Raw genomic sequence first — 12,124 nt, 5'->3', positions numbered from 1 at the left:
GCGCACCTCCCGTGGGGCCCGGTGACCGGGCCCCACGGGGTCACCACTTGTCGCGGGAGTCGGACGAGGACGAGGTGAACTTCTTGACCACGTACACCAGACCGCCGACCAGTGCCACGAAGACCAGCACCTTGAACAGCAGCCAGAACAGGAACCCGATCGCGCTGGCGATCATGCCGCCGAAGACCACGATCGCGATCACCGGCACCGCGACCCACTTGACCCACCAGGGCAGGCCCTCGAAGAGCTTCACCGTTTCCTCCTCCTTGTCGTCCTTCCGCTCCCAGGCTAGGGCCGCGGCGGCCCCCTGCGGAGGCCTCGCGGTCCCCATCCGTCCCTGACCCTCCCCCTACGGGAACCCGGGGGCGAAGGCCCTCACGCCTCGGGGGGCGAGAAGACCACCATGACGTTCAGGTCCTCGGTGACGTGGTGGAAGCGGTGCGGCGTCCCGGCCGGGACGTAGACCACGCTGCCGCGCGCGACGTGCGTCGTCTCCTCCCCCACGGTGATCAGCGCCCGGCCGCTCACGACCAGGTAGATCTCGTCCTGCGCGTGCGGTTTCTGCGGGTCGAGCTCCCCGGCCCGCAGGGCGTAGAGCCCGGCGGACATGTTCCGCTCGCGCAGGAAGCCGAGGTACGCGCCCTCGTTGGCGGCCCGCTCGGCCTCCAGGTCGTCCAGCCGGAACACCTTCACGTACCCGCTCCCTCTCGCCCCTGTGCCTGTGGGATCACTTCTGCGACGATCTCAGCCATGATGAACTTCGTCGTCAAGACGCTCGCGAACGCCGGGGCCCTGCTGGTGGCCATCTGGCTCGTGGGCAACATCACGCTCACCGGTGACGACACCGCGCACAAGGCCCTCACCCTCATCCTCGTCGCCCTGGTCTTCGGCGTGGTGAACTGGCTGGTGAAGCCGCTGGTGAAACTGCTCTCGCTGCCCCTGCTCGTGCTCACCCTCGGGTTGTTCACGCTGATCGTCAACGCCCTGATGCTGCTGCTCACCTCCTGGATCTCCGGCGAGCTCGACCTGGACTTCCGCGTCGAGGGCTTCTGGGCGGCGTTCCTCGGCGGTCTGATCATCAGCATCGTCTCCTGGGCCCTGAACATGGTCCTGCCGGACGAGGACTGACCCCGGGGCTGCATCATGGAGCCCATGAGCGCTCCGTCCTCCCGCACCCCGCTGCGGGTGTGCTTCGTGTGCACCGGCAACATCTGCCGTTCGCCGATGGCCGAGTCCGTCTTCCGCGCCCGTGTCGAGGAGGCCGGACTCGGCGCCCTGGTCGTCGCGGACAGCGCGGGGACCGGCTCCTGGCACGAGGGCGACGGCGCCGACCACCGCACCGTGGCCGTGCTCCGCGCGGCCGGGTACGGGCACGAGCACATCGCGCGCCAGTTCCAGCCCGAGTGGTTCGCCGGGCTCGACCTGGTGATCGCCCTCGACTCCGGCCACCTGCGGGACCTGCGCCGGCTGGCGCCGACCGCGGAGGACGCCGCCAAGGTGCGGCTGCTGCGCTCCTACGACCCCGGCGCGGACGCCGGGGCGGACGGCCGTGGCCTGGACGTGCCCGACCCCTACTACGGGGACATCGGCGGCTTCGAGGAGTGCCTGGAGATGTGCGAGGCCGCCGCCGACGGCCTGCTGGAGGCCGTACGCGACGCCCTCGGCGAGCCCGCGCCCACGCCGTGACCCGTCCGGCCGGACCCGCGGACCGGGTCGCCGCCCTGCTGGGCGAGCCGGTGACCGAGCTCGGCCCGGTGGGCGGCGGCTCCATCTGCCGGGCGGTACGGCTGCGGCGCCGCTCGGGCGGCACGGTCTTCGCCAAGTCCCTCGCGGACGCGCCGCCGGGCTTCTTCGCCGCCGAGGCCGCGGGCCTGCGGCTGCTGGGCGGGACCGGCACGGTCGCCGTACCGGAGGTGCTCGCCGCCGACGACCGCACGCTCGTCCTGGAGTGGGTCGAGCCCGGCCCCGCCACCCCGGCCGCCGCCGAGCGCCTGGGCCGTGAACTCGCCGCCCTCCACCGGGTCCCCGCCCCGGGGTACGGGACGGCGCACCCCGCCTACATCGGTTCGCTCCCCCTGCCGTCGTCCGGCTCCGGGCAGGCGCCCGGCTCCCCCGGGGACTGGCCCTCCTTCCACGCCGGCCGGCGGCTGCTGCCCTTCCTGCGGCAGGCCGCCGACGACGGGGCCGTGACACCGGCCGACGTCCGCGCGGTCGAGCGGGTCTGCGAGCTGCTGCCGCGGATCGGCGGCCCCCCGCAACCGCCCGCGGTGATCCACGGCGACCTGTGGTCCGGCAACGTCCTGTACGCCGCCGACGGCCGCGCCCGCGTCGTCGACCCGGCGGCGCAGGGCGGGCACCCCGAGGCCGACCTGGCGATGCTGGAGCTGTTCGGCTGCCCGCACCTGGAGCGGGTGCTCGCCGCGTACGAGGAGGTCCGGCCGGTGCCCGGCCGCCGGGAACGGGTGCCGCTGCACCAGTTGCACCCCTTGCTGGTGCACGCCGTCCTGTTCGGGGCGGGCTACGGGGCCGCCGCGGGCCGGGCCGCCCGTGAGGCCCTCGCGTCCGCCTAGCGGACGGCCGTGTTCGTTGGCCCGTACACCGGTATCTTCCGCCTGTACGTTCGCGAAGACGGGGAGAGCGAGGAGAGGGCGATGACGGAGTACGAGAGCAGACCCGGGGACAGCACCCGCAGCGTGCACGCGGGCCGCCCGCCGGCCCGGCCGCACGAGCCGGCCCTGCCCGGCCCGGTGTTCGCCGCGCACTTCCACCTGCCGGGCGACGTCACCGGCCCGTACACCTACGGCCGTGACGAGAACCCCACCTGGACCCGGCTGGAGGAGGCGATCTCCGCCCTGGAGTCCCCGGACGTCCCCGCGCAGACGCTGGCCTTCGCCTCGGGCATGGGCGCCATCTCCTCCGTGCTGTTCTCGCAGGTGCGTTCCGGCGACACCGTGGTGCTGCCCTCCGACTGCTACCAGGCGACCCGCACCCTCCAGGGCCGCCTGGAGGACTACGGGGTCTCGGTGCGCCTGGCGCCCACCGCAGGCGACGCCCAGCTGAAGGTGCTGGAGGGCGCCCGGCTGCTGTGGATCGAGACGCCGTCCAACCCGGGCCTCGACGTGTGCGACATCCGCAGGCTGGCCGACGCCGCGCACGCCGCGGGCGCGCTCGTGGCGGTCGACAACACCCTCGCCACCCCGCTCGGCCAGCGTCCGCTCGACCTGGGCGCGGACTTCTCGGTGGCGAGCGGCACCAAGGCGCTGTCGGGCCACGGCGACCTGCTGCTGGGCTACGTGACCACCCGTCGGCCCGAACTCGCCGCCGGGGTGCGGATGTGGCGCAAGACGGTCGGCGCGATCCCCGGTCCCATGGAGGCCTGGCTGGCCCACCGTTCGCTGTCCACGCTCGCGCTGCGGGTGGACAAGCAGGCCGCCAACGCCCTGGAGCTCGCCGCCGCGCTGCGCCGGCGCCCCGAGGTGACCGACGTCCGTCACCCGGGTCTGCTGGACGACCCGGCGCACGCCGTCGCGACCGCGCAGATGACCCGGTTCGGCAGCGTCGTGTCCTTCACGCTGCCCGACAAGGAGCACGCCGAGCGCTTCCTGTCCGAGCTGCTGCTGACGACCGAGGCCACCAGCTTCGGGAGCGTGACCAGCACCGCAGAACGCAGGGCGCGCTGGGGCGGCGACGCGGTCCCCGAGGGCTTCGTCCGCTTCTCGGTCGGGGTGGAGGACGCGGCCGACATCCTGCGGGACGTGACGCAGGCCCTGGACGCCGCCGCGCGCTGACCCCGCCCGTTCATCTCAAACAGATATATCTACGTAGAGGGACCTACGCAGAATGGGTGGCCCGAGCCTCCCCCCTCGTGGCTCGGACCACCCTGGCTTTACGCGCGGAGATCCGCTCGAACAAGGCTAGTTGACTCTGCGTCAGTGTCCAATCACAGTTGCGATACAGACCTATCGATATATTTATATGTTGGGGTCGTACCGGTGGCCGGGAGGGAGCGGTTCCATGGATCTGGCTCTGCTGCGCACGTTCGTCACCGTGCACCGGGCCGGCTCCTTCACCAGGGCCGCCCAGCTGCTGGGACTGTCGCAGCCCGCCGTCACCAGCCAGATCCGCAGCCTGGAGCGGCAGGTGGGCCGCCCCCTGTTCCTGCGCCTGCCGCGCGGCGTCGCCCCGACCCCCGTCGGGGACGACCTGGCCCACCGGGTGGCCCCGCACCTCGACGCCCTCCTGGAGATAACCGAGGCGGACCTCGACGAGGAGTCGGGCAACCGCACCCTGCACCTCGCCGGGCCGCCCACCTTCACCTCCCTGCGCGCCCTCCCCGCCCTCGCCCCGCTGGTCGCCGAGGGCCTGCAGTTGCGGATCGCGCTGGCCGGCGAGGACGAGGCCCTGGCCGGCCTCGCCGCGGGCCACCACGACCTGTCCATAGGCACCCTCCGGCCGCGCGACCGGCTGCTGACCGCCAGCGCCCTGTGGGACGAGGAGCAGATACTCGTGGCCGCGCCCGTCTGGCAGGAGCGGATCGGCGGCCCGCTCGCGGTGCGCACCCACGGGGCACAGGTCCTCGACGACATCCCCGTGATCTCCTACGACGAGGGCATGCCGTTGATCGACCACTACTGGTCGGCGGTCTTCGACACCACCCCTGCCATCGTCCCCGCCGTGGTCGTGCCCGACCTGAGGGCGGTCCTGGAGTGCGTGGTCGCCGGGGTCGGCATGGCCGTCCTGCCGCGCTACCTGTGCTGTGAGGCCATCACGGCGGGCGCCGCCAAGGCGCTCCTGGAGCCGCCGGTGCCACCCCTGCGCACGTACTTCGTCTCGGTGCGCGCCGGGACGCTCGCGCTGCCGCACATCGCGCGGGTGCACGAGCAGCTGATGCGCTCCTCCGCGGCCTGGTGACCGCGCGCCCGGCGTACGGCGGGTGACCTCCGCGAGAACGCGGCGTTCCGATTCGCCGTCCCGGAAGCGTTTGCCGCCTCCCGCGCCGCGGCAGATCTCAGGCATGCCCCCGGACATCGAAGCACCTGCCAGGGGCGGTGCACCGACCGCCCCGGCCACCCGGCCGGTGGTCAAGCGCACCGCCCGTGCCATCCTGCTCGACGGCGACTCCCTCGTGCTCATCAAGCGCACCAAGCCCGGGCTCCACCCGTACTGGGTCACCCCCGGCGGCGGGGTCGAGGCCGAGGACGCCACCATCGTCGAGGCGCTCCACAGAGAGCTGGACGAGGAGCTCGGCGCCAAGGTCACCGACGTCGTTCCGGCCTTCGTCGACACCGTCGAGCACATCGGCGAGGACGGCTCGCACGGCGTGAAGGTGCAGCACTTCTTCGTGTGCCGGCTGGCCTCCATGGACCCCTCGCGGCGGCACGGCCCCGAGGTGGACGAGCCCTCGGGGACGTACGACGTGGTCCGCGTGCCCTTCAGCCGGGTCGGGCTCGCCTCCGTGGAGATCGTTCCGCTGACCCTGCGGCACTACCTAGACGGCAACATCGAAGGCGTGCTGGGACTGCTCTCGGCCGACCTCGGCTGACCTCGGGGCGGCCCGGCCGGCCCCGGGCCGACCGGGGCGGCCTCAGACGCCGAACCAACCCGGGCCCGCGCCGCCGGGCCGCTCGGTGCGGGAGTGCGCGGCGTCGGCGGCCGCCCGGAAGTAGTCGCCGCCCTTGCGCCGCACGTCGTCGGTGTCCCAGGTCCGGCCGCCCTGCAGGGGCACCTTCGCCATCCGCGGGATGTGCTTCGAGCAGTGGACGTACGCCTCCACGACGCTCACCCGTACCCACAGCTGAGGCCTGCGGCCGGGCACCGCGTCCACCGGGAGCCAGGGGTGCAGGGCGCGCATCGCGCCGTCCGGGACCACCCGCGCGCGGCCGTTGACGTGCAGTCCGATCCGGTCCCGGGTGAAGTCGAGCATCAGGATGCCCACGTGCGGGTTCTCGCGCAGGTTGCCCAGCGAGGCCATCACGCCGTTCCCCCGGTACTCGGGGTAGACCAGGGTCCGCTCGTCCAGCACGGTCAGGAAGCCGGGCGGGCCGGCCCTGAAGGTGCTGTCGCACTCCCCCCGGGCGTCCGCCGTGGACAGGAAGAACATCTCCTGCCGCTCGGTGAACTCCCGCATCAGCGGGTTGAGGTGGTCCAGCACCTGTTCGGTGTAGAAGCGGTCCGCGCGGTCGGCCGTGCCCATCTCCTCCTGGACGCGGTGCTCTCCCGCACTTCCGGGACGTTCCTGCGGCAACGTTTCTCCTCGTGGGGGGGGTGGTGGGGGCCCCGGGGGGCGTGGGCGGAGCGGATTCAGTCGCCGGCCGCGACCAGTTCCTCGATCAGGTCGTGCCGGATGCGCTGGGAGGGCATGCCGCTGCGCACGAGGGTGTCGACGCCGCTGCGGATCATCCCGGGCGGCCCGCTGAGGTACGCGTCGTACTCGGGCCAGGGGCCGTACTGCCGCACGATCTCGGGGAGCGGGCCGTGCAGCCCCACTTCGCCGCGGCCGTGGGAGACCACGGGGCGCACCGAGAGCCAGGGGTGGCGCCGGGCGAGCCCCACCAAGGTGTCCAGGTCGTACAGGTCGTGGTCGCTGCGGGCGCCGTAGAAGACGTCCATGGCACGGCGGCGGCCGTGCTCGGCGACGTCCTCGACCAGGGCCTTGATGGGGGCGATGCCGGTGCCGCCGCCCAGGCAGAGCAGTCCGTTGTCGGTGCTGTGGTCCACGACCATGGAGCCGCCCGGAGGACCGAGCCGCAGCACGTCGCCGGGTCGGGCCCGGTGGACCAGCGCCCCGCTGACCCAGCCGGCCGGCACGGCCTTCACGTGGAAGACCAGCAGGCCGTCCGGGCGGGGGGCGCTGGCGAAGGAGTAGTGCCGCCAGACCCGCGGCCACCAGGGCGTCTCCAGCGTCGTGTACTGGCCCGCGAGGAAGGGGTAGGGCTGGTCGGGGCGGACGCTGAGGACCGCGATGTCGGAGGTGCGCGGTTCGTGGCTGACGATCTCCGCCTGCCACCAGGGCGGCGCGTGCTTCTCGTCGGCCGCCGCCGCGTCGATCATGATCTGCGAGATCGCCGTGTAGGCACGCACCCAGGCCGCCTCGACCTCGTCGTTCCAGACCGCCGAGGCGTACCGGGTCAGCGCCCCGATCAGGCATTCCCCCACGGCCGGATAGTGCTCGGGCCGGGTGCCGTATTTCCGGTGGCCGCGGCCCAGGTGGGACAGGTATTCGGTGAGTATCTCGGCGTCGTCTATGTGTTCCGCGGCGGTGAGGAGCGCTTTCAACAATCGGTCGCGCTGCGCGTCCATCGCGGCCGGAAAGAGTTCGCGCAACTCCGGATGCCGTATGAACAAAAGTGCATAGAAATACGACGTCGTCTTGTCGGCTACGGGCGCGACCTCCTCCATCGTCCGCCGGATGAGCAGTGCGTCCGCGCTCGGCTGCCGCGACCGAGGCCGGGCCTCCGCCCGGGGCGGGGGCTGCCGGTCCGGCGGCTCCGGATGGTGCCGCGGCCCCGGCGCGTCCTGCGGGGGGCCGGGCCGCGGCAGCGCCGGGCCGGGGCCGGTGCTCCGCCCGGCTCCCGTGCCCACCGGCCTGATGGGCCGTACCGGGCGGCTCGGCTCGCCGCCGTTCCCGCCCTCGTGGTGGGGTCTCGGCCCGTCAGGGGGTGTGTGCGGCGTGAACCATCCGGAGGACCCAGCCCCGGCTCCCTTTCCCGGTTCGGCCGCGTTCGTGGTCAGAGCGTCCATGGTCAGCTTCGCCTCGAGCTTCTCCCGGTCGGTGTCCGTACATCGGCCACACATCCTGCGCGGAAAGCCTGCCAGGACTTCACGCCGTCCGGACAAATAGCCGGAAGTACGGGAAACGCGGTTACCGATCCCGTTAAGCTCGGCCGAATGTGAAGCCCCGCTGCCGCGGAACCCTGACGACCCTACCCCGAGTCACTGCTTTCACAACCGTCACTCAATTCCCGTGACGATCACCACAGTTCCACCGTCACGTATTCAGCCCACGACCAGCGCATACGCTTCACGCAAATCGCGCCCCGTGTACGCATGGCTGGCCAGCCCGCTCACGTGGTGGTCCCCGTTGACCGCGACCGACACCGGCACCGCCGCGAAGAGCGCCGTGTCCGACAGCGAGTCCCCGTACGCCACGCACTCCGCGCGGCTGACCCCGTACCGGGCGCACAGCTCGTCCGCCGCCGTCACCTTCGTCTCCGGCAGCAGGATCCCCGCCACGTCCAGGCCCGCCGCCGGGCCGAACGGGACCTCCGGGAAGGCCGACGCCCGGACCGCGTGCACCCCCCACTCCAGCAGCCGGCGCACGAAGAAGTCCGGGGAGAGCGACACCACCGCGCAGTGCTCCCCGCGGGCGGCGATGTCCGCCCACACCTCCCGTATCCCGGCCAGCCACGGGGCGCCCTCGAACGCCGCCGCCACCTGCGCCCGGGTGAGCGCCCGCCACAGCTCGTACGCCCGCTCCGCGTAGCCCGGCGGGTCCAGCAGACCCCGCCCGAGCGCGTGCTCCAGCTCGCGGAACTCCGCCACCAGCCCCAGCTCCCGGGCGAGTTCCATGCTCGCCGAGGAGCCGTGCATCAGCGTCCCGTCCATGTCGAAGATGTGCAGCCGTCCCATGCGGTCCCTCCCTCGTCACCCGCCGCCCGGCCGGTTCCCGGCGGCGTCCCTCCGAACAACCGGGCGGCGTCCTCCGCCGCCCCGCGGACCGCGGGCCTGCGGTCCGCCGCCCGCCAGGCCAGCGCGACCGTGCAGCGCACGTCCCCGGCCAGCGGCACGATCACCACGTTCGACCGCGCGTAGTGCTCGTCGGTCGCCGTGCTCGCCAGTGCGCAACCCCGCCCCGCCGCCACGAGTTCGAGCGTCTCCTCCAGCGACCCCGACGGCACCGTCCCGGCCACGTGGGCGACGCCCACGGCCGACGGGTGGCGGAAGCCGGCGTAGGCCGCGTCCCCGGTCCGCGGCACCACCCAGGTCCTGCCGCCCAGTTCGGCGGGCGCGACCTCGGTCCTGCGGGCCAGCGGGTCCGTCGCGGGCAGCGCCACGCAGCGCCGGTCGCTGGAGACGGTCACCATCCCCAGTCCCGGGGCGTCCAACGGGGGCCACACGATGGCCAGGTCGGAGTGTCCGGCCAGCAGCCCGCAGGAGGGGTCGTCGAAGTCGTAGCGCCGCAGCCGCACGTCGCCCGGGGCGCGGGCCTGGACCAGGTCCAGCAGCTCCCGGGTGCGGCCGGCCGCCGCCTCCCCCAGGAAGCCCACGGTGAACGGCCGGGACGCCCCGTCCAGCAGCCCCTCGAGTTCGTCCGCGGCGTCGACCGCCGCCACCGCGTGGGCCAGGATCCGTCGTCCCAGGTCGGTCAGTTCGGCCCGCTCGCGGTTCCGCACCAGCAACGGCCGCCCCGCGGCGGCCTCCAGCCGGCGCACCGACTCGCTCACCGTGGGCTGCCGTACGTCGAGTTGCCGCGCGGCCGCCGAGAACGAGCCCGTACGCGCCACCGCCACGAACGCCCGCAGGCCGGGCAAGGTCAGCGTCACTCCCGGAGGATAGCCAGGCTCCGGCCGATGCCCATAGGGGAAAACTATGGGTGCCGCCCGCCGCCGCCACGGCACGCTGCCCGCATGACATCCCCCACGGCCCCCGTGCGCCGCCTCACCCCCGCCGACCTCCCCGCCTGCAGCGCGCTGGCCGTCAGCCGCGACTGGGGCGCCGAGGAGCACAAGTGGCGCTTCCTGCTCACCCACGGCACCGGTTACGGCATCGACGCCCCCGACGGCGACGGCCTGGCCGCCACCACCGTCCTGACGCGCTACGCGGGCGGCCTGGCGGCGGTCAGCATGGTCCTGGTCGCGGCCCGGTACGAGGGGCAGGGCCTCGGGCGGCGGATCATGACCCACGTCCTGGCCGAGGCGGGCGACGACACCGTCACCCTGCACGCCACCGACCGCGGCCGCCCCCTCTACGAGAAGCTCGGCTTCCGGGCGGTCGGCACCGTCGTCACCCACCGCGGCCGCTTCGCCCCGCGGGTGCCCGCCGGGACCGGCGGTCCCGCCGCCGCGCAGCCGCGGCCCTTCACCGATGCCGACCTGCCGGCCCTGCTCGCCCTCGACGCCGAGGTGTTCGGCGCGGACCGCTCACCCCTCCTGCGCGACCTGCCGCGGTTCGCCGAACGCGTCCTGGTCGCCGAGGAGGACGGTGTCCTGACCGGTTACGCCTCGGCCTGGCTGAACGCGGACACCCTGGTCGTGGGTCCCGTCGTCGCCGGGAGCGCGGCCGGGGCCAAGGGGCTGATCGGCGCGATCACCCGCGACGCGGGCACACCCGTCCGCCTCGATCTGCGCACCGGCACCCCCGGCGGTCTCGACGGCTGGGCCGCGGAGCACGGCGTGGCCCCCGTCTTCCCCAACACCCTCATGGTGCTCGGTGACCGTGATCTGCCCGGCGACGAACACCGCCGCCACGCACCGCTGATGGTGGCCCTGGGCTGAGCCGCCGTCCTGCCGCGCGGAGGTCGCACGGCGGATCCCGCCCGCGGACGGCTCAGGTCTGGGCCATGTCCACGAAGCGCGAGTAGTGGCCCTGGAAGGCCACGGTGATGGTGGCCGTGGGGCCGTTGCGGTGCTTGGCGACGATCAGGTCGGCCTCGCCCGCGCGCGGGGACTCCTTCTCGTAGGCGTCCTCGCGGTGCAGCAGGATCACCATGTCCGCATCCTGCTCGATGGAGCCCGATTCACGCAGGTCGCTGACCATGGGCTTCTTGTCCGTGCGCTGTTCGGGGCCACGGTTCAGCTGGGAGAGCGCGATGACCGGCACCTCGAGCTCCTTCGCCAAGAGCTTGAGGTTGCGGGACATGTCGGAGACCTCCTGCTGACGGCTCTCGGGCCGGCGCGAACCGCCCGCCTGCATCAGCTGGAGGTAGTCGATGACGACCAGACGGAGGTCGTTGCGCTGCTTGAGCCGACGGCACTTGGCCCGGATCTCCATCATCGACAGGTTCGGCGAGTCGTCGATGTAGAGAGGCGCCGCGGAGACGTCCGGCATCCGGCGGGCCAGCCGCGTCCAGTCGTCGTCGGTCATGTTGCCGGAGCGCATGTGGTGCAGGGCGACCCGGGCCTCGGCGGACAGCAGGCGCATCGCGATCTCGTTGCGGCCCATTTCGAGGGAGAAGAAGACGCTGGGCATGCCGTTGGTGACCGAGCAGGCGCGGGCGAAGTCCAGCGCGAGCGTGGACTTGCCCATCGCGGGACGGGCGGCGATGACGATCATCTGGCCCGGGTGCAGGCCGTTGGTGAGGGAGTCCAGGTCGGCGAAGCCGGTGGGCACCCCGGACATCTGGCCGCTGCGCGAGCCGATGGCCTCGATCTCGTCGAGGGCGCCCTCCATGATCTCGGAGAGCGGGAGGTAGTCCTCGCTGGTGCGCTGCTCGGTGACGGCGTAGATCTCGGCCTGCGCGGAGTTGACGATCTCGTCGACGTCGCCGTCGGCGGCGTACCCCATCTGCGTGATGCGCGTGCCCGCCTCGACGAGCCGGCGCAGGACCGCGCGCTCGTGCACGATCTCCGCGTAGTACTCGGCGTTGGCGGCGGTGGGCACCGCGTTGACGAGGCTGTGCAGGTAGGGGGCCCCGCCCACGCGCACGAGCTCACCGCGCTTGGTCAGCTCGGCGGCGACGGTGATGGGGTCGGCGGGCTCACCGCGGGCGTAGAGGTCGAGGATCGCGGCGTAGATGGTCTCGTGGGCGGGCCGGTAGAAGTCGGCGCCCTTCAGCACCTCGACGACGTCGGCGATGGCGTCCTTGGACAGCAGCATGCCGCCGAGCACCGACATCTCGGCGTCCAGGTCCTGCGGGGGTACGCGTTCGAAGCCGGCCGCTCCGCGGTCGTCGTCACGGTCGCGGTCGCGGTCCCGCTCGTCCCTCCGGCGGAAGCGGGAGACGGGCAGGCGGTCACCGGGACCGTCCGGCGGGAACGGCGGCTCGCTCCCCCAATGGTCGTCCGCGGGTTCGGGCTGGCTCACCCCCCTGCCACCTCCTCCCCTCCGGCGCGGACCGCTGCGTCGTGTTCCATTTCCTACGCCACGGCTCTGACAATCAGCCGCCCGGACACACCTGTGGCACGTC

At 73.1% G+C, this 12,124-nt stretch carries 14 protein-coding genes; 7 read left to right on the top strand and 7 right to left on the bottom strand.

Annotated elements, in window-relative coordinates; all coding sequences use genetic code 11:
• Positions 1–40 precede the first annotated feature (40 nt).
• Both ABZ312_RS00640 and ABZ312_RS00635 read right to left on the bottom strand, forming a co-directional pair.
• Positions 41–253, bottom strand: a complete 213-nt coding sequence (locus tag ABZ312_RS00640; protein ID WP_018558186.1) for a DUF5326 family protein — start codon at positions 251–253, stop codon at positions 41–43.
• 122 nt (positions 254–375) lie between these two features.
• Positions 376–693 (bottom strand): cupin domain-containing protein, encoded by a 318-nt coding sequence (locus tag ABZ312_RS00635; RefSeq protein WP_499512925.1) that lies wholly within the window; start codon positions 691–693, stop codon positions 376–378.
• 57 nt (positions 694–750) lie between these two features.
• On the opposite strand from ABZ312_RS00635, the gene ABZ312_RS00630 reads away from it, so the two are divergent.
• From ABZ312_RS00630 to ABZ312_RS00605, 6 genes are all read left to right on the top strand, one after another.
• Positions 751–1,128 (top strand): phage holin family protein, encoded by a 378-nt coding sequence (locus ABZ312_RS00630; RefSeq protein WP_500436040.1) that lies wholly within the window; start codon positions 751–753, stop codon positions 1,126–1,128.
• 24 nt (positions 1,129–1,152) lie between these two features.
• Entirely contained in the window at positions 1,153–1,686 is a 534-nt protein-coding gene (locus tag ABZ312_RS00625) for a low molecular weight protein-tyrosine-phosphatase (RefSeq protein ID WP_500330945.1), read from the top strand.
• The gene (locus tag ABZ312_RS00620) at positions 1,683–2,570 is read left to right on the top strand and encodes a fructosamine kinase family protein (protein ID WP_500436039.1); all 888 of its coding nucleotides are present in this window, start codon (positions 1,683–1,685) and stop codon (positions 2,568–2,570) included. The genes ABZ312_RS00625 and ABZ312_RS00620 overlap by 4 nt, the downstream gene beginning before the upstream one ends.
• 81 nt (positions 2,571–2,651) lie before the next feature.
• A complete protein-coding gene (locus tag ABZ312_RS00615) occupies positions 2,652–3,788 on the top strand; it encodes a cystathionine gamma-lyase (RefSeq protein WP_500436037.1) in 1,137 nt (378 codons plus the stop codon).
• 226 nt (positions 3,789–4,014) lie between these two features.
• Positions 4,015–4,911 (top strand): LysR family transcriptional regulator, encoded by an 897-nt coding sequence (locus ABZ312_RS00610; RefSeq protein ID WP_499512920.1) that lies wholly within the window; start codon positions 4,015–4,017, stop codon positions 4,909–4,911.
• 103 nt (positions 4,912–5,014) lie between these two features.
• Positions 5,015–5,542 (top strand): NUDIX domain-containing protein, encoded by a 528-nt coding sequence (locus tag ABZ312_RS00605; protein ID WP_500330938.1) that lies wholly within the window; start codon positions 5,015–5,017, stop codon positions 5,540–5,542.
• A gap of 42 nt (positions 5,543–5,584) precedes the next feature.
• On the opposite strand, the gene ABZ312_RS00600 is transcribed toward ABZ312_RS00605, so the two are convergent.
• From ABZ312_RS00600 to ABZ312_RS00585, 4 genes are all read right to left on the bottom strand, one after another.
• Entirely contained in the window at positions 5,585–6,244 is a 660-nt protein-coding gene (locus tag ABZ312_RS00600) for a pyridoxamine 5'-phosphate oxidase family protein (protein WP_500436035.1), read from the bottom strand.
• Positions 6,245–6,300: 56 nt separating this feature from the next.
• Complete coding sequence (locus ABZ312_RS00595) at positions 6,301–7,740, bottom strand: globin domain-containing protein (protein WP_500360907.1); 1,440 nt, start codon at positions 7,738–7,740, stop codon at positions 6,301–6,303.
• Between the two features lie 255 nt (positions 7,741–7,995).
• Complete coding sequence (locus ABZ312_RS00590) at positions 7,996–8,628, bottom strand: HAD family hydrolase (protein ID WP_500330932.1); 633 nt, start codon at positions 8,626–8,628, stop codon at positions 7,996–7,998.
• Positions 8,589–9,542 (bottom strand): LysR family transcriptional regulator, encoded by a 954-nt coding sequence (locus ABZ312_RS00585; RefSeq protein ID WP_500436034.1) that lies wholly within the window; start codon positions 9,540–9,542, stop codon positions 8,589–8,591. Before ABZ312_RS00585 ends, ABZ312_RS00590 begins: the two co-directional genes overlap by 40 nt.
• Positions 9,543–9,626: 84 nt before the next feature.
• On the opposite strand from ABZ312_RS00585, the gene ABZ312_RS00580 reads away from it, so the two are divergent.
• The gene (locus tag ABZ312_RS00580) at positions 9,627–10,493 is read left to right on the top strand and encodes a GNAT family N-acetyltransferase (RefSeq protein ID WP_500436032.1); all 867 of its coding nucleotides are present in this window, start codon (positions 9,627–9,629) and stop codon (positions 10,491–10,493) included.
• 52 nt (positions 10,494–10,545) lie between these two features.
• Here the strand turns inward: ABZ312_RS00580 and dnaB are convergent, their stop codons facing one another.
• Entirely contained in the window at positions 10,546–12,021 is a 1,476-nt protein-coding gene (gene dnaB / locus ABZ312_RS00575; protein ID WP_499512913.1) for a replicative DNA helicase, read from the bottom strand.
• Positions 12,022–12,124: the final 103 nt, after the last annotated feature.

Source organism: Streptomyces sp. NPDC006207 (assembly GCF_040613835.1).
In the GTDB taxonomy this organism is placed as follows: domain Bacteria; phylum Actinomycetota; class Actinomycetes; order Streptomycetales; family Streptomycetaceae; genus Actinacidiphila.
The sequence above is the reverse complement of the archived record's forward strand: the minus strand, read 5'-3'. Positions and strand labels throughout refer to the sequence as shown.

Coding starts and splice junctions, on each gene's coding strand:
- ABZ312_RS00630 (WP_500436040.1), top strand. CDS start 751: ATGATGAACTTCGTCGTCAAGACGCTCGCGAACGCCGGGGCCCTGCTG.
- ABZ312_RS00625 (WP_500330945.1), top strand. CDS start 1,153: ATGAGCGCTCCGTCCTCCCGCACCCCGCTGCGGGTGTGCTTCGTGTGC.
- ABZ312_RS00615 (WP_500436037.1), top strand. CDS start 2,652: ATGACGGAGTACGAGAGCAGACCCGGGGACAGCACCCGCAGCGTGCAC.
- ABZ312_RS00610 (WP_499512920.1), top strand. CDS start 4,015: ATGGATCTGGCTCTGCTGCGCACGTTCGTCACCGTGCACCGGGCCGGC.
- ABZ312_RS00605 (WP_500330938.1), top strand. CDS start 5,015: ATGCCCCCGGACATCGAAGCACCTGCCAGGGGCGGTGCACCGACCGCC.
- ABZ312_RS00595 (WP_500360907.1), bottom strand. CDS start 7,740: ATGGACGCTCTGACCACGAACGCGGCCGAACCGGGAAAGGGAGCCGGG.
- ABZ312_RS00590 (WP_500330932.1), bottom strand. CDS start 8,628: ATGGGACGGCTGCACATCTTCGACATGGACGGGACGCTGATGCACGGC.
- ABZ312_RS00580 (WP_500436032.1), top strand. CDS start 9,627: ATGACATCCCCCACGGCCCCCGTGCGCCGCCTCACCCCCGCCGACCTC.